Here is a 20,930-nt window from a genome sequence, read left to right as displayed (position 1 = left end):
AACACCGATAATTATAGAGACGTAGGAGCAGTGCCCCGTGCCTGCCCTAACCTCTCTGACTATTACGAGTCAATCTTTACGAGAGACAGTAAGCTAATATGATCGCCATTCCATCTGGATTTAGTCCCCAAGAATACCTTGCGATCGAACGCGACAGCATGTTTCGACACGAATATCGCTATGGTTTAGTCTATGCTATGGCAGGGGGAAGTGACGACCATGATGAACTGTGCCTAAATCTAATCGAACTTCTGCGTCAGAAAGCGCGATCGCAAGATTGCGCAGTGCGATCTGGAAATGTCAAAGTCAATTACAAAGATGCATTGTTCTACTACCCCGATGCCTTTGTCACCTGCGATCGTCGCGATCGCGACGATCGCTACATCAAACGCTACCCCAAGTTAATCGCTGAAGTACTTTCACCATCAACGGAAAATTTCGATCGCGGTGATAAGTTTAACGATTATCAACAGATCGAATCTTTAGAAGAGTACGTTCTAATCTCGCAGGATGAGATGAAAATAGAATGCCGCCGTCGCGTGGGCGATGGAGAGCAATGGGAAATAGAGATTTATCATGCTGGCGATCGAGTTGTTTTGAAGAGTATGGAGATTGAGGTAGCGATCGAAGAATTGTATCGTGGAGTAAATTTGCCACAAAAATAACTATAGCGATCGTATAGCCGTAGACAGATCTGTTAGGACAGGGGGCGCAGCCCCCACGCCTCCACGCAGGGGTTCCACTCCTGCACCCCGTCCTAAGCCTATTGGCTATAGCTATAAATCATTTACGATCGCTATAAAAGGTGGGTAATTGGAAATATTGACATGCGGCAAATAGCCGTATAATATAGCTAATAATGCAATTTTGCTTTTATCGATATGGCAACTGCAACTAATTCCCAATCGATGGCGAGACTAGAAGCTCGGATTAGCCCTGAGATTAAGGCGCTTTGGCAGCAAGCAGCTGATTTAGAAGGACGTACGCTCACAGATTTTGTGGTTGCAAGCGTACAAACAGAAGCAATCCGAGTTATTCAGCAGCACCAATCGCTAAAACTTAGTATTGAGGATAGCGCAATTTTTGTTGATGCTCTCCTTAACCCTCCTGAGCCTAATGATGCGCTGAAAGCAGCAGCCTTACGGCACAAGCAAGTAATGAACGCGGAATAATGGTTCTCAAGATTGAACCACTCGATAGTCGCAGGCATAACCGTTCCGACTTTTCCTGCGGCAAGGGTAGTCTAGACAATTACATCCGCAAACAAGCGTCTCAGGATCTCAAAAGACGTTCGGCGACAGTATTTGTCTTGATTGACGATCCCGATCCTGATGTTTTGGCATACTACACGCTTTCTGCCTATACGATTAACATTACAGTCTTAGATGAAGCTTTTGCCAAGCACTTACCTCGTTATCCTCAATTGCCAGCAACATTGCTAGGTCGTCTTGCCGTAGATCGCAAGCAAAAAGGCAAGAGATTTGGCGAATTGATGTTAGTGGATGCACTAAGAAAAGCATTACATGCATCGACTCAGGTGGCATCTCTAGCAGCGATCGCCGAAGCAATCGACGAGGATGCAGTAAGTTTTTACATCAAGTATGGCTTCCAGCAATTTCAACAAAATCCCATGAAACTTTATCTCCCCATGAAATCTATCGCAGAGCTTTTTCAAACTCTCAATCCCTAATTCCACTAAAGAATAGTTAGAGGATCGATGTCAATTGCGAGTCGTACCGATCTGGAGCCAAGAGCGGAACGTAGGGTTTCTAGATTTGGTAGGTGCGGTAAAGCCGAAGAATTGAATTTAAGCAGAATCTGCCAGCGATAGCGATTTTTTACCCTGGTCACCGCCGCTGGAGCCGGCCCCAGTACTTCCCAATCATTGCTTTGGGCTTGCAGATATTCTGCCAGACGATCGCTTGCCGTTTCCACTGCGATCGCGTCGGCACTGCTGAGATGAATCAACGCCATTTGCCCGATGGGGGGATAGCTAAGCGCCGCTCGATGTCCTAGCTCGCTCTGCATAAAATTATTAAAGTCGTAGGTTTGTACGGCTTGAATTACAGGATGCTCGGGCGTGTACGTCTGGATTATTACCTCACCAGGATCGTCACCGCGCCCCGCTCTACCTGCTACCTGAGTCAGAGTTTGGAATGCCCGTTCGCCAGCACGGTAGTCAGAGAAATTCAGCAAACCATCGGCAGAGATTACACCCACCAAAGTTACTTGAGGGATATCGATTCCTTTCGCAATCATTTGGGTGCCGATCAGCAGATCTGCTTCGCCTGCTTGGAACTGTGACAATAGCGATCGATGTCCATCCTTATTTCGAGTGGTATCGCTATCAAAGCGAATTAAACGCAGGCTGGGGAAAAGCTGGGTCAGCTCCTGCTCTACTTTTTGGGTACCGCTACCAAAGTGCTTGAAATAGGGCGAACCGCAGGCAGGACAACTGCGCGGCTTGGTTTGGACGTAGTTGCAATAGTGGCAGCGCAAATCGCCATCTTTTCTAGTTGGCGAGACGTGATAGGAGAGCGAGACATCGCAGTGGGGACACATCATGACGTGCCCGCAACTGCGGCAGGAAACAAATGTACTGTGCCCCCGTCGATGGATAAACAGAATGCCCTGCTTGCCCTGTGCCTGCATTCTGGCGATCGCTGCTTGCAATTGCCGACTGAACATCGACCAGTTGCCGGATTTCAACTCTTCGCGCATATCCACTACCGCGATCGGTGGCATGGGCTTATTACCGATGCGATCGGGTAGAGTGAGATATTGGATCGATTGTCGCTCGGATATCTCGGGTAAATCTTGGGGATTTTGCGAATCCAGATCGCCAATAGAAGTTTGACTGCCTTGTGCCTTCACCAAATACAGCATCTCAGTCGAAGGCGTGGCCGAGCCAAGAATCAAGGGACAATCTTCTAATTCAGAGCGCCATTGTGCCACCGTACGAGCGTGGTAGCAGGGCTGAGGGCGATCCTGCTTGAAGCTGGAATCGTGTTCCTCATCGAGGACGATTAAACCCAGATTGTGTAATGGTGCAAATACTGCCGATCGCGTACCGATCGCAATCTGCGGCTCGCCGGATAGCATCTGCCGCCAGGTGTCAAACCGCTCGCCATCAGAAAGCTGGCTGTGGTAAGCATTTACATAGCGATCGCCAAAGCGCGCCCGAAATCGATCCATCAACTGCGGAGTCAAGCCAATTTCCGGTACCAGGACTAAAGCGGATTTTCCTTGTTGCAAAACTGGCGCGATCGCCTGTAGATAAACTTCCGTTTTGCCCGAACCCGTAACGCCATGCAGGAGAAGCGTACTGGTCGATGTGAGAGCTTGAATCCGAGCTAAGGCTTCTGCTTGAGCTGGCGTGAGTTGCTTGGGGCGATCTTTAGCGACAACATGGGTTTTATCCCCCAGACGCAAACACTCCCGTGCTTCAATCGCGATATAACCTTTCTTTGCTAGATTTTGTAGAGAGGCATAGGTGGTTTTTGCTTGTTCGATCAGTTGCGATCGCAGCACGTCGCCCCCCAGCCTTTGCAGGACAGTAATAACTTCCTTTTGCCGTGTAGTGAGATATTCATCCGGCGATCGCAAGAGAATCACGCAATCTTCGTACTTAGGCTGCGGGCGCTGCGGCGGCTCCAGATATGTAGAGATATAGCCTAGTTGATGTAGTTCCTTCAATCCAGGATGGGTATAATGAGACAGATGTTGATATAGATATTTCTGCGTTACACCTTTGCGATCGGATTTATGATGAGATTGACTCGCGCGATCGCTTAGAAACTGCCATACCGCCCTCGCCGCTGGAGAGAGATTCGCTTCATCGATTGCTTCAATCTGTGCGTTAATGCGGATGCGATAGCTGCCGCGATCCATTAACTTGGGTGGTAAAGCAGCTTTGACGGTTTGAATTAGGGGAGTGCGGTAATATTCGGCAGTGCGAGCGAGTAATTGCCAGTAGTAAGGCGGAAAAATCCCCGTGCTGACCAGAGAGCTAACGGGTTTGATCTCTCCATCAAATTCCGGTTGTTCCGATGCATTGACTAGATGCAGAGCGATCGCGCCCACGTAGCGCGCTCCCAGGGGCACGGTCAGAATATCCCCCACGGCAATCTTCATGTCGGCAGGAATAGAGTAGGTTAACAAACCTTCAATACCCTGGCAATCGACTAAGACCTGCACCAGAGCCTGCGTCCTGGTGGCAGCACTCGCTTGGTAATTCGTCTGAGCTACGGATACGCTGATCGCTGCATTTACCATCGGATCGATCGCTATGGGAGTCCCAAGATTCTACTACGCCTTCAAATTAATCAGTACTAGAATTTTGCCCGCGATCGCGATCGCGCTACCAATTAACAAGGTCAGCATCGACAGGGTCGCCACACCGTTGCCAAGCGCGCGTTTTTCGGCAGCAACGTAATAGCCCCAAGCATAAGCAATGCGGCCTAACACCCACACCCCACCAATGGCTGCACCCCAGACCGGATTGTTAAAAATGCTAAACAACCACAGGCTGGGCAGAAATAGAGCTAATTGCTCCAATGTATTTTGGTGGGCGCGGAAAATGCGCTCGAAATTTTCATCTCCAGTAATGGCAGGCGCGGGGATTTTATATTTGTAGCGAGCGATGCCAACCCCGATCGTGAGGCCGTAGTAGAGCAGCAAAGCCAGAATTGTGACAAGACCGGGTAAAGCTAGTAAATTGATATCCATTTTGTTATCTTGAATAAGAAAAAGTTTACTTTATTTCCTAGGAGTTATCTTCATTAACAAGTTGTAAAATATGCTTGTACAAAGGTTCTGCAACCCAAAATCCAGCCTCGTTGCTCAAAGCATCTAATAAAGGCTTGACTTTAGCAATCAAACCTTGGCTTTTTGCTTCGACTAAAATCCCCAAGATACCTGTATAACGAAGCTTGAGACTAGCTGCTAATAGCCGACCGCGCCGCTCATCAATCAAGACCCAATCGGCGTGAACCTCAAGTGCTAAAGCGATCGCCTCAGCTTCGCCAATATCGAGTTCGTTGACCAGTGTTGCGACGACAATGCGATTGCGAACAACAGATGTTTGAATCCAGTCAAGAGTTTGTACTTCTGTTGCGCCTGCAACGGGAAAATTAGGGTCGGTTAGTTCTCGATAAACTGCTTCAGGAATGATAATTGTTCCATAAATTTGATGTAAGAGGTGAAGCTGATTAATTGCAGCAAGATTGTTGATGGGTGATGTATCGCTGACAGCAATCACAATCTACCCATCTCCCGTAGATTTTGAAGGTCCTGCTCGAAATCTTCCACATCGTAATGTACTGGAATTTGACGGCTGGCAAGCAAATGTTGAAAGGCAACGCGGTGCATTCCGGCAAATCGACTGGCTTGGGCAAGGGTAAGCTTCTCTTTCTGAAAGAGCATGACAGCGATTTCCTGACGCATTTCTGCCTCTGTCATGCGGGCTGTGGTTAAAATTTCGTCAGGGACAACAATGCTCATAGCGAAAATTTCTTTTCTACACCTATTCTAAGCCTTTGTACCAGCATATGTGCTACCCATCGCGTTAGCCTGAGTTGTTCTTTTGCTTAAGTTTAGGGAATTCTCTGAGCAGGTACAAGAAAATAGAGATTTTTAAAGCGGGCGGGCGCTTACCAATTTTTTCCATCGTCAATTTTTCGCGATCGCATTGCGCAGGTAATCCACTACATCATCCACAGCGAGGTTAGAGGTTTCCTTAGTTGCCCGCTTGACCAACTCCACTTTGCCCTCGGCAATACTGCGTCCCGTGACAATGCGGAAGGGAATCCCAACCAGATCGGCATCTTTGAATTTAACGCCTGCCCTTTCGTCGCGATCGTCGAGCAAGGTTTCAATACCTGCCAGGTTGAGCGTACGATAAAGCTGCTCTGCCACTGCCATCTGCGCCTCGTCTTTCACGTTGGGGACGGTAATAATGGCGTGATACGGCGCGATCGCGATCGGCCAAATCATCCCATCGGCATCGTGGGACTGTTCGATCGCCGCTTGAGCAAGGCGCGATACGCCCAAACCATAGCAACCCATCACTAACGGGATATCTTCACCCTGCTCGTTGGTATAGGTGGCACCCATAACAGCCGAATATTTGGTGCCCAGTTGGAAAATATGCCCCACTTCAATTCCCCGTGCGGTTTGCAGGAGTTGGTTGGGGTCATGTACGGCGCGATCGCCAGGGCGAGCTTTTCTAATATCAACTACTTTGTCGGGCAGAGGGAACTGCTTGCCCCAGTTGGCACCGACGACGTGATAGTCGGTTTCGTTCGCACCCGTAGCGAAATTCTTGAGATCGACAGCAGTGCGATCGACTAAGCGCAGGAATTTAGGCGCGATTTGCTTGGACTTAGCGATGTAGTCATCAGAGAGATCGGGCGCGATGTACCCCACAGGCAGTGGCTTGGCTGCCCATTGCCGTTGCTGCTCTGAATCTGGGACTTGCAAAGCCAACACCGTCTTCGCTTTGTAGTCCGCTGCTAGTTTGACCAGTTCGTTTTGCAGTTTGACTTCATTGACTTCCCGATCGGCACGAATGCTAACCAGTACCAACACAATTATGCCGTTGTCGTAGGTTGCTTGATACAAAACCTGCTTCAATGCCTGGGTTGCTTGACATTTCAATACCTGACACAGTTTCTCAATCGTCTCCGTGTTGGGCGTATGGCGTTTTTCGTAGGTTTTAAAGGGGGACGGCACCGCGTCGGGGGGCAGAGACTCTGCTTTCTCGACATTAGCGGCATATTTGCCATCCTCGGTATAAAGCACCTCATCTTCCCCGGCATCCGCCAGCACCATAAATTCCTGGGAGCCGGAACCGCCGATCGCGCCGGAGTCAGCATCTACCGCCCGAAACTCTACGCCACAACGCTTAAATATATTGCTATACGCATGGTGCATGTCGTTGTAGGTCTGCTTCAGGCTATCCGTATTCGCATGAAACGAGTAGCCATCCTTCATGATGAACTCGCGCCCTCGCATCAAGCCAAATCGCGGCCTAATTTCGTCTCTGAACTTGGTTTGCATCTGATACAGGTGCAATGGTAACTGCCGATAAGAGCGGATCGTATCGCGGGCGATCGCGGTAATCACTTCTTCATGGGTGGGGCCTAAGCCTAACTCGCGATCGAGGCGATCGTTCAGCGCAAACATAATCCCCTCAGCTTGAGTGTAGGTATCCCACCGCCCCGACTCTTGCCAGAGTTCCGAGGGTTGCAGTTGCGGCAGCAAGCATTCCTGCGCTCCAGTGGCGTTCATCTCCTCTCTGACAATGCTTGAAATTTTTTGGAGGACTCGCCACATTAAGGGCAAGTAGGCATAGACCCCGCTGGTAATGCGACGAATATAGCCTGCTCGCAGCAGCAGTTTATGGCTTTTAATTTCCGCCTCTGCCGGATCTTCGCGCAGAGTTACCCATAGCATTTGAGATAGACGCATTTATTCTTAATTTGACCCTTTTTTATTCATCTAAGGCGGAATTATACATGTCGCCCTAACCAAGTTTGTAAATCTGATTGGCGCATCATACCCTCTTGAAACATACGTTGGATCGTACTGTTTTTAAATTTTAACCCTGACTTAAATTTTAACCCCGTCTTAACTTGGGTATAGCTGGAAATTTCTGCACGTTATAGCGTTTTTCAATTGAGAACAGGTTTTATTGACGGGGTGCAGGGGTTCCACACGGCAGTGGCTCTAGCGGGTAACCCCCAAGACCGCCCTGCCTCCCCTTCTTGGGGGCAACGCCCCCAAACCCCCTTCTCGTTTTCATCTGAAAACCGCTATACTTTGGCTCTAATCTGGATTGTTCACCAACTTTTGAAACCGCGATCGCATCTGTACTCTCAAAAACAGCCTGTTTTTGAGGCAAATCACCAGATTAGTTTTTCAGTGAGGATTTTAGCAAATCATTATGTATAATGCAGGTTAACGGTGAAGTTAGACGGCTCTTTGCAGAGACTATAGCCGATCTTCATTCAATTCTTCTGTAGCAAGTGCTTCCATCAGCGGCTTCAGATCGAGATACATTGTGCGATATGGATTGACGGGCGGTAGACACTCGGTAGGATCGGCGAACTCAAACCCCAATTTTTCATAGAAGCCAGATGCATCATAAGCTGGCTCGACATCAAAATCGTAAAGTGCATCTACAGTGATAAATCTTACCCCGATTACAGGGACTACTTCGGCAATCACGTAATCGATCGCCCATTCCATAAACCTTAACCCAAGACCTCTTGTACGACGATCGACAGCAAGCAGCCCGATCTTAACGGCTGGGAAAGTACGATATTTCACGCCTTCTTGAATCAATAGAATATTTTCAACTTCTAACTTGTCTGCTAGAAGTGTAATGTAACCAGCTAGAGCATCCTCAACTTTAGCAATCCAGCATTGACAAAGATGTGCCTCAGCTTCCCGTTGAATTCTTCCCTGTTTCCAATAGGTGACAAACTCTCCCCTAGCACAGCGAAACCCCTGACCAAGTTGTCGGAGTTCAGGGGTTAGCAATTCAATATTGATTTGAGAGAAGTCAACGCCATCAAACTTACCAGAACTAGCCATGTTTCTGTGCTTTTCGACGACGAGCGGCAATACGTTTGGCAAGGGCAATCATTCGATCGTTGACAACTGCTCCACCAGCGTCAATCGCTTCTAGCAATTTCTTGGCAGCAAGACCTGAGACGGGTTTAGATTGGGTATGTAGGGGATATTTCATGCCAAAGTGTTAATCTCTACGCATTCATCATAGCAACTAAAAAGACTAGATGAAACTGTGCAGAATTAAATGATTTTATTAGGAAAAAGATAAGGTGCGTTAATGAAATGTAACGCACCTGAGACTCATAAATCTCATCGCCACGTCGAGCAAATTCTTCTTTGCTGTAATGGGGTTGCTGAGCATTACTGTTTTTTATCCAGATAGTCCTCCACGCACCTATACAAAATCATTGGCGATCGTCGATCCCCTCTTTGAAGGCTTTCAGGTAATTCCAGATCGACTTTTTCTGTAATCGAGCGGCGGTTTCCGTTCACCTACCAATAATCCAGTTGCGGCGGAAGAAACGGGCGAGGCGATCTGAGTCTAGCGCTAGGCAAATAGGGCGACCGTGGGGACATGTGTGGGAATTGCGGGTTTGTTGCCATTGGTTTAATAGATTTTGCATGGCGGTCAGATCTAAGGGAGTACCGTTACGCATAGCGCTGCGGCAGGCTACTGTGGCTCTGGCTAATTGCAGATCTTCCTGGCAGCTAATTTCTAAGAGTGCATCCTGGTATTCAGGACACGCAACTAATATGGCGGGTAGCGATCGCACTGCCCATACGCCTTCACCAAAGGGCGCGATATCAATGCCTAACGCCTCTAATCTCTCCACCTGCTTGGGCACGAGATCGTTAAGAATAACGGGCTGTTCCAGAGTAACGACCTGCCACCGATCTTCTAGTCGCTCGAACAGAACTCGCTCGTGAGCGACATGTTGCTCGACTAACCACAATCCCGTGGGATGTTCTGCCAGAATATAAGTATTGTGAACCTGGGCCAGTGCCTTTAAAGATGAATTAGATGTAGACGGCACGGAGTATTGCCCGCTAGCTTCCGCAGCGCGCAGCAGGCTCGCCGTTGCTAATGGCGATTGTTGTGGTGGGGATTGCAGTAGCTTGCTAATCAGATCGCCGACCAGATTTTGCCAGCGATTGAGATCGAGCAAGTACACTTCGGATTTGTCAGGTCTGCGATTCCAGTCAACCAGAGAAGGAGGCAGCGATAAATGCACGACGCATACAGGAAAGCGCTGGCGTGGTAGAGTTCGCGCAAAACTCGATAGAATCGCTTGCTCGATTTCCGGCAACTGTACTAAGCGCTTATTGACGATTACTTTCACCCAATCCAAACGGCGACGGTGGCAGCGATCTGGCAATCCCATTGCAATCCGGATTTGTGCTTTTACAGATTCTCCTGCGGCTGCACTTGCGATTTCACTTGCGATTTCACTTGCGATTTCGCCATCAGTCTTATCATAACTGTTTCGATCGCTCTCGCTATCGATCGTACCGCTAATTAGATCCGTCGGTTGTAGCGAACTCACTATCTGCGTCAGAATATCTCTTACGTCCGAACTTGCCCATATATTCAACCAGGGGCGATCGTTCTGCGTTACCTGCCATGTAATCTGAGGATTTGCGATCGCCATGTGATGGATAATAAGCTGAACCTTCCGCAACTGTTGTGAGAGTGCTGGCAAAATCTCCAAGCGCGATGGGCGAGTAGAAAAAATATTACTCGCAGTGACGATCGTACCGGGGGCGATCGCGACGGGCTTGGGAACTTCTAATAGATTGCCGGCGTGGTCGTAGTTCGCTTGCCAACCCGATATATCGGCTGAACTGCGGCTGCAAATTTGCAGATTGGATAGCTGTGCCAAACTATACAGGGCTTCTCCTCGAAATCCCAGACTATTAATCTGTCGAAGGTCGGCTGCGCTCTCAATTTTGCTGGTCGTGTGGGGCGTAGCTGCGCGTGCCATATCCTCCAAACTCATGCCCGTACCGTTATCGCTAACCTGAATTGTGAAGGGATCGGTAGCGATCGCGATATTAATTCGCGTAGCTTGGGCATCGATCGCATTTTCAGCTAATTCGCGTACTACTGATGCCAACGAATCGATCGTTTCACCTGCTGCGATTAGATGTACGACTTCAGTAGAAAGAGTTTGAATTAGGGGCATAATGCCGTTAATGTTAACAGATCTGTCTGCGGCTATAGTTTGGTTTTTCCTAGTGAATAGTTGAGTGCGTAACTCCAGGCTAGCAAACGCAGCCAGAGTTTAGGAGATTTCGATTCGATCGCGGGCTGGAATTTACATAAAAATTGGGGGAGCCAACCACCGAAGAGAGCGTTAGCGATCGCGCTGCCAGTAAAAGCGACATAGCTGCCCAGCCATTTTGCCATATCGCCAGCGCCAGCCATCTCCCAAATCCAGGCAATGAGAGCAGGGTTTTGCATCGCGGCGATTACCGCTAAACGATTGAACATCGGCCAGCCGAGGCGATCTTTGATGAAGCGATCGCTCACGGCTTCCGGTTGTGCCGCCAACACGCCAAAGAAGGTATTGAGCATGGAGTTAATCCGTTCTGGCGGTAAATGCATCCCTGTCGGTACCATCATGCCCTTAGAAAAGAGCCACGTCACGGCGATATTGCTTTGATAGGCGTTAATCTGGTTTAAATCCTCGGCTGAGAGGAGATCGTGCTTGAGGGCAATATCTAACAGAGTGGTCAGGCGGGGGAGATTGCGGACGAGGGAACCAAAGCCAGTGAATACCAAGGGTGATTGGAGGGATGCGGCATCGCCAATCGCTAAGAGGCGATCGAAGGCAACGCGCCGCGAATTTCCATTAATGCTGAAATGTCCGGGAATATAACCAAAAGTCGCCTTCTTCCAGATTAATTTATCCATGTCGCAGCGACGATATTCAGGCAGGATCGTAAAAAAGTCCTCGTACAAATCCAACATGGAGCCAGGATTTTCGGGATGGACTTGATGGTAATGGAAGAGATACACTGCCATTTCTTTACCACTAACAGGGAATAGCTCCCAAATTAACTGCCTGCCCCTTGAGATATCGCCATGACTGAATAAAACATCGCCGTAGGCGGTATCCCAAACCTCCGGTTCTATGCCCTCTAAGACAGCGCCAACCGTAGGGCAGACGCTGTCAAAGGCTCGACCGTAGTTGATTTGCTGTGCGATCGCGGAGGCCGACCCCATCGCATCGACGATCGCTCTACCCGTAATCTGTATTTGGCTGCCATCGACGAGACTACGGGCTTCAACTGTGACGCGATCGCTATGTACTGTAACGCGATCGAATTCTGTGCGATCGATAATCTCACCGCCATATTGACGCATCTTAGCGCCGCAGATATGGAGCAGTTTGTTGTGGTCGATCGCCACATTTAAGACCTTGGGCGTATGCAACACCGCCGCCTTGAGATGCTGTGGATTATTGCCATCAAAGAATTTATTAAATCCATCCACGTACTCGCGCAGGACAATACTCTCAAATTCCGCTTGCGTAAATAGACCGAACTCTACTAAGCCTTCAAACTCGGCTCTAGAGATATTCCATTCGCGATTCATGCGCGCAAATGGCAATCGCTCGATTAAGCAAACGCGATATCCCAATTTTGCCATCATAGCAGCATGGATTGCACCCAACGCGCCACCTAAATAAATCAGGTCATAGGTAGGCGGTTGGGAGTCAGTAGTGGGATCTCGGAAGACAACCTGTTTGGGCTGTTGCGGATTTTTGACACTTTCCCGCCAGCGTTGCTCCCACCAGTAGACGCGATTGAGATCGTATTCACCCTGGGGAAACTGCTGGAAATATTTAACTGTGAGTGGATATTGCGGTGCTAGTGCCTCGAATATGGAAGTGCCAGGCGCGATCGCAGGTGGCTGGGGATATGTATAGGGAAAAGCCTCACGAATTTGTTGCGTTAGTGACTGCAAGATTTGCGACTCACCTTCGATCGCACGTTCTGACCAGCGAAAGGCTTTTAAGTAAGTCGTACGCTGCAATGACCAGACAAATACACATAACTGTGGATGGTTGGCTGAAGCGGAGTCCTGGCGATCGCTAATCGTAAAGCCATCGGGGGTAAGCTGCTTGTTACCAAATGGTGTGGTAAAGCGATCGCGCAGCCAGGAGCGCACGGAATCAGTATCGGGTGTGGGGATCTCTAGGTAAAGTAACTGCTGCATGAAAGAGTTGAGGAATATTCTTGTCTAATGCTACCCCGAAAACTAGGGCGGTGGAGGTGCTATTGCCATCAGCAGTTAGCTTTTCTAGCGGTACTAAACCACTCTGAAGGTGTACTATTCTCAAATTCCGACGTGTTATGCCGCAAAGTGCAGTTAAAGGCTCGTCATACAGGTATTAGACCGCAACATGCGCTAAAAGCTGCTCTTCAGAAGTACTGGACAGCTATATGCGGTAATATGCCTCAATTCAGCGTACTATAATTGTGCTTAGCAGTTGAATATATAGTTATTTTGCATTTTGCTGGATAAAACGCTATATAGGTATACTACCCAACAAAAACTCGAATATTACGCCTACGGTTGATTTATACTACAAGTTGCACGATAATTACCTTGTATAGGGATATACTCAACATTTTGCATAGTAATATATAGTTAGAGTGCAAATACTTGCGATTTAGATCGGATGTTGGTGGTGGAGTAAGCGATAGTAAGTCCTAATAATATTAAAGATTGTTCTTACTGAAATAAGCCATCAACCCACTCAGCGCAAAAGTCAATATAAGTCCTTACTAAACGCGATAGTTGCTTACGGGATGGATACAGCAGATTGAGTTGTTGAGCGGGTAGCGGATAATCTTTCAATAATGTCTTCAGCCGTCCGTTCATTAGATGCTCTTGGATCAGAAACGGCGGGAGTTCAGTCACGCAACTACCTGCTAGAGCTAATTTCAAAAGATGAAGATAGTCATTGACTTGAAAAATCGGACTAATCTGGATTGACTCATTTCCTAATAACCATGTTGTTTGGGCGTGCCAACTCGCACAGGGCATTGTGAGAAGTTGCTCTCGCTGAGACGGTGTACCATATTGTTCTAGAAAATCTGGACTCGCAACGAGCTGATGACGGTATTCACCCAACTTCTTGACAATTGCCTGATTATCTTTGCGATCGCCAATTCTTAAAGCCACATCAATCCCATCCTCAATCAAGTTAACCCTACGTTCAGTGATGAAAATGTCGAATTTGACTTGGTGATAGCGGACTTGAAAGTCTTGGAGTAATTGCTGCCAGGGAAGAAACGCCGGGGGTAAAGAGAGTCGTAGGGTTCCTGTCAACTCCTGCTGCTGATTTTCCAGAGTCGATAAGCCCATTTCAAATGCCTCAAGCCCGCGTGCGGCATCTTCATAAAAAGCTGCACCTGCTTGAGTCATTCGCAGATGGCGCGTTGATCGCTCCAATAGCCGAACACCAAGTTCTTTCTCCAAGTCAGCAATTCGCCGACTGATGGTCGCTACTGGCGTATTAGTCTGTCGAGCAGTTTCTGAAAAGCTGCCATACTGAACAACTTTGACAAACAAGGCAGCGGAGTTTAAGTCCATTCAAGCTTTCCATATTTGAGAAGATGCTTCTCAATTTTACCCACTACTCATTAAATCTGAAAAAATTTATACTGCTTAATAGATTGAGAGCCCGAATTCAGGAGCATATCCATGGAACCAATTCAACAGATACTTCAACAATATGAGCAGGCTTTGAATGCGTCAGATGCCAAGGCGGTGCTAGACCTTTACAGTAGTGATCCAGTCTTTATGCCCCAGTTCGCACCAGCTCAAGTCGGACGCGATGCCGTCCGTGATACCTATGAGCAGATTTTTCAAACAATCCAACTTCAGGTCAAGTTTACGACCTACGAGGTAGAGCAAATGGGAGAACTCGCCTATGTGCGCACTTCATCCTCAGGCACAGTAACAGTATTAGCCAACCAGCAAACTAAGACTGAAGGAAATAACGAGCTGTTTATCTTTAAGCACGAGAACGGCAACTGGAAAATCCATCGATATTTATTTGCCTCCTCTCAGGCACCCAATTAATCCCTGAAATCAGCACCCAACCTTGTAACAACTTCTGTAATTTTGGAGAAATGAATCATGAGTACAAACTTGCAAGCTGCCTTTGAAGACATCAAATTCCTGGTTTTACAAGGAAAAGCCATGGAAGCCTTTGAAAAGTACTACGGGGATGACGTGGTAATGCAAGAGAATGAAACTGCTCCCACAATTGGGAAAGCAGCAAACCGTCAGAGAGAACTGGATTTCTTCTCAAAAGTGGTTGAGTTCCGAGGCATAGAGGTGAAAAACGTCGCTTATGGGGACGATGTGATTATCTCAGAATGGTTTGTGGACTATACCCATGCTAATTGGGGCAAAGTCACCCATGATCAAGTTTCTGTGCAGAAGTGGAAAGACGGTAAAGTAGTCCACGAACGCTATTATTATGCCTCTTGAGATGGGGAAATTGGTAGATGGAATGCCTAATAGTTGCAGAATCGGTGAGATACAGGCACCGATTCTGAGCGCTCCTTAGTTGAAGGTTAATACAATGAAAGCAATTGTTTTAGAATCCCCTGGCGACCCAAGCGCCCTACAACTCCGAGAGATTGCCAAACCCTATCCTCGCTCGGGATGGGTATTGATCCAGGTCAAAGCATTTGGTCTCAATCGTTCTGAGATGTTTACCCGGCAGGGATATTCTCCCAATGTTCAGCTTCCCCGAATTTTGGGCATTGAGTGCGTGGGCATTGTCGAAGTTGCCCCTGACACGCCATTTCAGCCTGGTCAGACGGTCGCCGCTATTATGGGCGGCATGGGACGGGCTTTTGATGGTAGCTATGCCGAATACACCTGCGTTCCGCAAGCCTGCGTATTTCCGATTCAGAGCACGCTTGACTGGTCAGTGCTAGGAGCCATTCCAGAAATGTTCCAGACGGCCTATGGTTCTCTGATATCTGGTTTAGCGGTGCAAGCCGGGCAGACGCTGTTAATTCGAGGTGGCACCTCATCCGTTGGCATGGCGGCAGCTCATCTTGCCAAAGATCTGGGATTGACCGTTATGGCGACTACGCGTAATCCTGCAAAGGTAAACGCGTTGAAAGCTAATGGGGTCGATCGGGTGGTGATTGACGATGGTGCGATCGCAACGACTATCCGTCAGAGTGTCCCTAATGGGGTCGATCGTGTTTTAGAATTGGTCGGAACTACCACACTGATAGATTCACTGCAATGTGCTACTCCGGGTGGCATTGTCTGTATGACCGGCATATTAGGTAACGCTTGGTCGCTACCAGATTTTTCACCGATGGCTCAGATTCCCCATACGGTAAAACTGACCGTTTATACTGGAGGCACTGAAGATTTAGCCGTTGAGCATTTGCAAAGATTTATCGCTGGGGTAGAAGCTGGTCAAAGTCGAGTCAATATAGACAGAGTTTTTCGCTTAGACGAGATTGTGGCAGCCCATCATTACATGGAGTCTAATCAAGCAACGGGGAAATTAGTAGTTGCGGTCAATGCGCCATAGTGTAAGCACTCTAACAAATCGCTGAACCGGAATGCTGTAGTCTGGTCGGTTGAGTATCTAGGGTTATCTGCGTCCGGTTAGCTCAATCGTTATGCCGCTTCATGCATAGGTGTTGCCAGTAACTCAAAAAGGTTGGGTAGAAAATTGATTTACGAGGAATAATTGATACTACAGATGCTTGTATTTGCATTGCGTCAATCTTAAAACTAAATTATGGCAGGTTTAACAAGTCCAGAAATAATGAAAGTTGTTAACCGATATATTGGTGTATCTGATGGTTATCTGGGTGATTTCAGTTATCGATCTCATGCTGAGTTTTATCCTGAGTATTGTGAGCTTGATATAGATCCCTCTCAGCTTCAAGGAACTACCTGCGAAAATTTATTGCCATCCTAAGTGGAGCATCCCCACAGGTGCAAGCCAAGATAGTGCGTGGAGTTTTAGAAAGGTTCCCAATAAGCGCACCACCTTGCCCAGAAACTAGAACACAAGAACTTTTTGCAGAGTTATTAGAAATAGCTAAGAGATTGGAAGGTGCATCACCGATTGTGAGTCCTGATCTCAAGATTAATAGCGCAATTGTAGAACGTGCAATTGGAGATGTAGAAGCTCTAATCCAAGCCAGTGATGCAGTTAGCGGAGTTGATCGAATCCATACTACTTTACATGGTTATCTACGTGCTGCATGTGATATTGAAAGTATTGGTTACGGTAATGACGATAGTATGACCAGGTTATTCAGATTACTCCGTCAACATCATCCTGCACTCCAAGATCTGGGTCCACGTTCTCAAGATATTGAGCGGATTCTTCAGGCATCTGCCACCATTATGGATGCACTGAATCCAATAAGGAATAATGCAAGCGTGGCACACCCAAATGAAGATTTACTAAACAAGGTGGAGGCAATGTTTGTAATAAATATAGTACGTTCACTACTGCATTATCTCGATGCGAAGTTCGTAGTGGAGCCTACCTAGTTCCTGAGTCTGACGAAAAATTTTTCTGAACATCGGTTAAAATTGAGAAACTGTATGTAATTGCAGTATTTACTGCGATGAACCTATGACTAAGCTGCTTCAACAGGCAATCGCCAAAATCCAACAACTTCCGCCTGAACAGCAAGATGCGATCGCATCGCGTTTTTTGGATGAGTTGCAAGACGAGCAACAATGGGAAACTCGTTTTGCTGCCACGACAGATGATCAATGGGATCGGATGGCTGCGATGGTGCGTCAGGAAATAGCAATGAGTGAAACCACTCCACTCAGTGAAGTATTTCCGACACAAAAATGAAATCAAGTGTGACCAAAACGTTTCGTAAACGGCTTAATGATCTTCCTGCATCAGTTCAAGAACAAGCCGCAAAAGCTTTTGCTCTCTGGCAAGAAGATCCTTATCACCCCAGCCTTCAGTTTAAACAAGTCAGTCAAAAGCAACCGATCTACTCCGCTCGTGTCAGCCTTAACTATCGGGTTTTGGGTTTGCTGGAGTCTGAGCATATTTATTGGTACTGGATTGGCACACATGATGAGTATGATGAGTTGCTGAAGTGGATGTAGTTTGGGGCGATCGGTGGAGATGCAGCATAACAACGCAGTGGAGCGGACGGTATCAAATTCGTTCAAGTTATCTGCCGCGGCTCACCTTAGCCGTTAGACAGACACATCGATACATTAAAAAAGAATTTGTCTGACTTGGCGATCTATGTTTTCGCGAACTGGCTGCCCAGATTACTGAAACATCATATCGGTTGAATATTGAATCTGCACTTACAAGCGTCATAGCCTCTATCTGAGATTGAGCGATCGACATTCGATCGAAAGGATCGCGATTCACTAAAGGTAGTGCTGCTGACCGTAGAGCATGAGAGGCCGAAATCTCTAGCGATCGCGCTCCTAATTGAGCCATCCGTGTAGAGATATAATCATCGATTTGTTCTGGAAGCGGAAGCTTGCCGATTGAAAAGCTATAATCTTAACTAATGACGATCGATAAATTGGCAACGAATTATGTTTCGGCTGAAGTACCCATCTCAACAAAGCGATCCACCCCTTTCTCCTAGGGAAACACTGCCAACAATGTACGATCTGCCTAGTGAAAATCCTGAGGAGCCTGGTTTGCCCGATCGATTTCATGACTTTCAACCTGAGCTTTTGTGGTTGACTTTTTGTCCTCCCAACTATCCTCAAGATCGAGTGTTTAGTGCTAGCGATCTTAATCTCTATTATGACGTTCATCATCAAAATTGGTACAAGCGCCCGGACTGGTTTGGGGTTGTCGGAGTGCCCAGGCTTTACGACGACCACGACCTGCGTTTGAGCTATGTAATTTGGCAAGAGGGAGTGAGTCCAGTTGTAGTTGTGGAATTACTATCTCCAGGTACAGAGAAAGAGGACTTAGGGCAGCTAGAACCAGAGGAGCAGAATGGCGAGGAAGATCGAGTCGAAAAACCACCAACCAAGTGGAAAGTGTACGAACAAATTCTCCGCATCCCCTATTATGTAGTTTTTAGCCGTTACACAAACCAAATGCAAGTATTTACCTTGCAGGCAGGTCATTATGTGGAATTGAATTTGTACGAACCGAAAGTGTGGATGGCAGAAATTGAGTTGGGTTTAGGGATATGGGAAGGAGAGTATAAAAGCATTAGTCGCTCGTGGTTGCGTTGGTACGATGCGGAAGGTAATTGGATACCTACTGATGCCGAACGTGCTGAACAACGTGCGGAATATCTGGCACAACGTTTACGCGAACTAGGGATTGAAGCTTAGTAACTATTTAAGTAACATCCTTAAGCCGATCTGGTGCAAGGTGTGAGTGTACCACTTGTCCATCGCGGAACCAGACAATACGTTTGGTGAACTTGGCTACTTCCGACTCGTGGGTGACGACCACAACCGTAATACCGCTGGCATTGAGTTCGCCGAATAGATCGATCACTTCCTGGGTTGTACGACTATCAAGCGCACCCGTTGGTTCATCCGCTAGGAGCAGCACAGGTTGATTGACGATCGCCCTGGCAATTGCCACCCGCTGCTGCTGACCACCAGAAAGTTCGTTCGGTTTATTATTCAGGCGATTTCCCATCGCTACGCGCTCTAGAGCCGCGATCGCCCTGTCTTTGCGATCGCGATGCGGCACGTTGGCATATGCCATCGGTAACATCACATTTTCTAAGGCGTTCAGTTGGGGTAATAAATGGTACTGCTGAAACACAAAACCAATCTTGCGATTGCGGACGTGGGCAAGCTGAGAGTCTGACAGTTCCGCCACATTCTGACCGTCGAGATAGTAATTGCCGGATGTGGGGCGGTCTAAACAGCCAATAATATTCATCGCCGTCGATTTACCGGAGCCAGACGGCCCCATAATCGCCGTGTATTCACCTGGTTCGATGATGAGATCGACATTTGAGAGGGCTACAACTTCGGTATTGCCCATCCCGTAAATTTTACTAATTTGCTCCAACGCGATTACAGGTTTGGAACTACCCAGGAGGGATTTGTCTGCTTGGGATTGGGTTGTAATCATACGGTTCTCAGAGCAACAATTGGATCGAGTTTGGCGGCTTGTCTAGCGGGGAAGATCCCAAAAAATAGACCGATCGCGCCGGAGACACCAACAGCAACTGCGATCGCGCCACCAGAAACTCCGGCCTGGAGTGGCGTGTAGGTTGCAACTAGTAAGACTCCGCCTACACCCAAACAGGTTCCGACTAAGCCACCTGCCACCGACAGAATCACAGCTTCGATCGTAAACTGGGTGAGAATATCCGCCTGGGTCGCACCCAGAGCTTTGCGCAGACCAATTTCCTGGGTGCGTTCGGTCACGGACACGAGCATGATATTCATAATGCCGATGCCGCCAACCAGCAGAGAAATCCCGGCGATCGCAGCCAGCATCAGCGTGAGCGCGCCAGTGATGTTATTGACAATTTCGAGCGCATCTTTTTGAGTGCGGATGGTAAAAGTTTCATCGGCTTGGGCATCTTTACTTTGGTGGCGCAGTCTTAGCAGGTTCTCAATTTGAAACTTGGCAGCATCAATACTGTTGGTATCCCTGGCGGAAACCGTAATAGCCTGCACCGCAATACCATAAGGAGAAGTGCGCCCGATCAGGCGGCTGGACATAGTGGTGAAGGGCATGAAAATCGTGTCGTCCTGGTTTGTACCAAGGAAAGCCCCCTTTTCATCCATTACCCCAATCACCTCAAAGCTCATGCCTTTGATTCTGACTTGCTGCCCGATGGGGTTGCTTTGTCCGAATAAATCCCTGGCGATCGCCGAACCGAGCGTAACCACTCTGGCATTGCGTTTGAGATCGTCTTCGCTGAGGAACCGACCGCTGCTCACGCCAGCATTACGCACGGTGCTATAGGACGGTGTGGTACCGATTAAAGTACTGCGCTTGGTCTGGTTGCGATATGTGGCTAGCTCCGAACCGTTGACCTGCGGTGCGACCTGCTTAACGGTCGGCACTTGGGTGGCGATCGCGTCAGCATCGGCAAGTACGAGGCGATTCGGCGGCGCGATCGTATTGCGGCGAGTATTATCGGAGCCAGGGATTACAAATAAAACATCCGTGCCCAGAGATTGAAACTGAGATGAGGCATATTTTTGCGCCCCTTGACCGATCCCAATCATGGCAATTACCGAGGCATTGCCAATAATAATGCCAAGCATAGTTAGGGTACTGCGCATCCGATTCGCCGCGATCGTCCGCATCGCCATATTAAAACTTTCAAAAATATCCATAGAGCGGTTAGTT

General features: G+C 47.9%; 24 protein-coding genes and 1 pseudogene. 12 read left to right on the top strand and 13 right to left on the bottom strand.

From position 1 onward, the window contains the following. Positions 1-98: 98 nt before the first annotated feature. The 3 genes from PSE6802_RS0126450 to PSE6802_RS0126440 all read left to right on the top strand — a co-directional run bounded on the left by PSE6802_RS0126450 (position 99) and on the right by PSE6802_RS0126440 (position 1,690). On the top strand, positions 99-665 hold the full coding sequence (locus PSE6802_RS0126450) for a Uma2 family endonuclease (RefSeq protein WP_019503033.1): 567 nt from the start codon (positions 99-101) through the stop codon (positions 663-665). A 216-nt stretch (positions 666-881) separates the two neighbouring features. Then, on the top strand, positions 882-1,172 hold the full coding sequence (locus PSE6802_RS0126445) for a type II toxin-antitoxin system TacA family antitoxin (RefSeq protein WP_019503032.1): 291 nt from the start codon (positions 882-884) through the stop codon (positions 1,170-1,172). Continuing rightward, positions 1,172-1,690, top strand: coding sequence for an N-acetyltransferase (locus PSE6802_RS0126440; RefSeq protein ID WP_019503031.1), 519 nt, complete (start codon positions 1,172-1,174; stop codon positions 1,688-1,690). Before PSE6802_RS0126445 ends, PSE6802_RS0126440 begins: the two co-directional genes overlap by 1 nt. 5 nt (positions 1,691-1,695) lie before the next feature. On the opposite strand, the gene priA is transcribed toward PSE6802_RS0126440, so the two are convergent. From priA to PSE6802_RS34375, 7 genes are all read right to left on the bottom strand, one after another. Further along, a complete protein-coding gene (priA, locus tag PSE6802_RS0126435; protein ID WP_019503030.1) occupies positions 1,696-4,275 on the bottom strand; it encodes a primosomal protein N' in 2,580 nt (859 codons plus the stop codon). 33 nt (positions 4,276-4,308) lie between these two features. Further along, a complete protein-coding gene (locus tag PSE6802_RS0126430) occupies positions 4,309-4,728 on the bottom strand; it encodes an MAPEG family protein (RefSeq protein ID WP_019503029.1) in 420 nt (139 codons plus the stop codon). A 37-nt stretch (positions 4,729-4,765) separates the two neighbouring features. Then, positions 4,766-5,260 carry a PIN domain-containing protein gene (locus PSE6802_RS0126425; RefSeq protein WP_019503028.1) on the bottom strand — a complete coding sequence of 165 codons (495 nt, stop codon included), beginning with the start codon at positions 5,258-5,260 and terminating at the stop codon, positions 4,766-4,768. Continuing rightward, entirely contained in the window at positions 5,257-5,502 is a 246-nt protein-coding gene (locus PSE6802_RS0126420) for a UPF0175 family protein (protein WP_019503027.1), read from the bottom strand. Before PSE6802_RS0126420 ends, PSE6802_RS0126425 begins: the two co-directional genes overlap by 4 nt. A gap of 168 nt (positions 5,503-5,670) precedes the next feature. After that, the gene (proS, locus tag PSE6802_RS0126415) at positions 5,671-7,470 is read right to left on the bottom strand and encodes a proline--tRNA ligase (RefSeq protein ID WP_019503026.1); all 1,800 of its coding nucleotides are present in this window, start codon (positions 7,468-7,470) and stop codon (positions 5,671-5,673) included. A 522-nt stretch (positions 7,471-7,992) separates the two neighbouring features. Continuing rightward, a complete protein-coding gene (locus tag PSE6802_RS0126410; RefSeq protein ID WP_019503025.1) occupies positions 7,993-8,598 on the bottom strand; it encodes a GNAT family protein in 606 nt (201 codons plus the stop codon). Next, entirely contained in the window at positions 8,591-8,752 is a 162-nt protein-coding gene (locus tag PSE6802_RS34375; RefSeq protein WP_019503024.1) for a hypothetical protein, read from the bottom strand. The genes PSE6802_RS0126410 and PSE6802_RS34375 overlap by 8 nt, the downstream gene beginning before the upstream one ends. Positions 8,753-8,921: 169 nt before the next feature. On the opposite strand from PSE6802_RS34375, the gene PSE6802_RS35595 reads away from it, so the two are divergent. Beyond that, complete coding sequence (locus PSE6802_RS35595; protein ID WP_019503023.1) at positions 8,922-9,047, top strand: hypothetical protein; 126 nt, start codon at positions 8,922-8,924, stop codon at positions 9,045-9,047. Positions 9,048-9,065: 18 nt separating this feature from the next. On the opposite strand, the gene mutL is transcribed toward PSE6802_RS35595, so the two are convergent. The 3 genes from mutL to PSE6802_RS0126385 all read right to left on the bottom strand — a co-directional run bounded on the left by mutL (position 9,066) and on the right by PSE6802_RS0126385 (position 14,182). Then, the gene (mutL, locus tag PSE6802_RS0126395; RefSeq protein ID WP_019503022.1) at positions 9,066-10,760 is read right to left on the bottom strand and encodes a DNA mismatch repair endonuclease MutL; all 1,695 of its coding nucleotides are present in this window, start codon (positions 10,758-10,760) and stop codon (positions 9,066-9,068) included. A gap of 32 nt (positions 10,761-10,792) precedes the next feature. Continuing rightward, positions 10,793-12,799, bottom strand: a complete 2,007-nt coding sequence (locus PSE6802_RS0126390; RefSeq protein WP_019503021.1) for an NAD(P)/FAD-dependent oxidoreductase — start codon at positions 12,797-12,799, stop codon at positions 10,793-10,795. A gap of 519 nt (positions 12,800-13,318) precedes the next feature. Further along, positions 13,319-14,182 (bottom strand): LysR family transcriptional regulator, encoded by an 864-nt coding sequence (locus PSE6802_RS0126385; protein WP_019503020.1) that lies wholly within the window; start codon positions 14,180-14,182, stop codon positions 13,319-13,321. A 111-nt stretch (positions 14,183-14,293) separates the two neighbouring features. On the opposite strand from PSE6802_RS0126385, the gene PSE6802_RS0126380 reads away from it, so the two are divergent. The 7 genes from PSE6802_RS0126380 to PSE6802_RS0126355 all read left to right on the top strand — a co-directional run bounded on the left by PSE6802_RS0126380 (position 14,294) and on the right by PSE6802_RS0126355 (position 17,722). After that, positions 14,294-14,674 (top strand): YybH family protein, encoded by a 381-nt coding sequence (locus tag PSE6802_RS0126380; RefSeq protein ID WP_019503019.1) that lies wholly within the window; start codon positions 14,294-14,296, stop codon positions 14,672-14,674. Between the two features lie 57 nt (positions 14,675-14,731). Further along, on the top strand, positions 14,732-15,088 hold the full coding sequence (locus PSE6802_RS0126375) for a SnoaL-like domain-containing protein (protein WP_019503018.1): 357 nt from the start codon (positions 14,732-14,734) through the stop codon (positions 15,086-15,088). A gap of 94 nt (positions 15,089-15,182) precedes the next feature. Further along, entirely contained in the window at positions 15,183-16,160 is a 978-nt protein-coding gene (locus tag PSE6802_RS0126370; RefSeq protein WP_019503017.1) for a zinc-binding alcohol dehydrogenase family protein, read from the top strand. Between the two features lie 213 nt (positions 16,161-16,373). After that, a complete protein-coding gene (locus PSE6802_RS33955; protein ID WP_156815665.1) occupies positions 16,374-16,556 on the top strand; it encodes a hypothetical protein in 183 nt (60 codons plus the stop codon). A 17-nt stretch (positions 16,557-16,573) separates the two neighbouring features. After that, entirely contained in the window at positions 16,574-17,140 is a 567-nt protein-coding gene (locus tag PSE6802_RS32925) for an abortive infection family protein (RefSeq protein WP_156815664.1), read from the top strand. Between the two features lie 85 nt (positions 17,141-17,225). After that, entirely contained in the window at positions 17,226-17,456 is a 231-nt protein-coding gene (locus PSE6802_RS0126360) for a hypothetical protein (RefSeq protein WP_019503015.1), read from the top strand. Then, complete coding sequence (locus PSE6802_RS0126355) at positions 17,453-17,722, top strand: type II toxin-antitoxin system RelE family toxin (protein ID WP_019503014.1); 270 nt, start codon at positions 17,453-17,455, stop codon at positions 17,720-17,722. The genes PSE6802_RS0126360 and PSE6802_RS0126355 overlap by 4 nt, the downstream gene beginning before the upstream one ends. Positions 17,723-17,876: 154 nt before the next feature. On the opposite strand, the pseudogene PSE6802_RS36055 reads toward PSE6802_RS0126355, so the two are convergent. Further along, positions 17,877-18,125 (bottom strand): annotated as a pseudogene (locus tag PSE6802_RS36055) (type II toxin-antitoxin system VapC family toxin); the annotation flags it as partial. A 47-nt stretch (positions 18,126-18,172) separates the two neighbouring features. On the opposite strand from PSE6802_RS36055, the gene PSE6802_RS0126350 reads away from it, so the two are divergent. Further along, positions 18,173-18,934 (top strand): Uma2 family endonuclease, encoded by a 762-nt coding sequence (locus PSE6802_RS0126350; RefSeq protein WP_026103588.1) that lies wholly within the window; start codon positions 18,173-18,175, stop codon positions 18,932-18,934. A 7-nt stretch (positions 18,935-18,941) separates the two neighbouring features. Here the strand turns inward: PSE6802_RS0126350 and PSE6802_RS0126345 are convergent, their stop codons facing one another. Together PSE6802_RS0126345 and PSE6802_RS0126340 are read right to left on the bottom strand one after the other, a co-directional pair. Beyond that, complete coding sequence (locus PSE6802_RS0126345) at positions 18,942-19,694, bottom strand: ABC transporter ATP-binding protein (protein ID WP_019503012.1); 753 nt, start codon at positions 19,692-19,694, stop codon at positions 18,942-18,944. Then, positions 19,691-20,917, bottom strand: coding sequence for an ABC transporter permease (locus PSE6802_RS0126340; RefSeq protein WP_019503011.1), 1,227 nt, complete (start codon positions 20,915-20,917; stop codon positions 19,691-19,693). Before PSE6802_RS0126340 ends, PSE6802_RS0126345 begins: the two co-directional genes overlap by 4 nt. Between the last annotated feature and the right edge of the window lie 13 nt (positions 20,918-20,930).

It is taken from the genome of Pseudanabaena sp. PCC 6802 (assembly GCF_000332175.1).
Classification (GTDB): domain Bacteria; phylum Cyanobacteriota; class Cyanobacteriia; order Pseudanabaenales; family Pseudanabaenaceae; genus PCC-6802.
The sequence above is the reverse complement of the archived record's forward strand: the minus strand, read 5'-3'. Positions and strand labels throughout refer to the sequence as shown.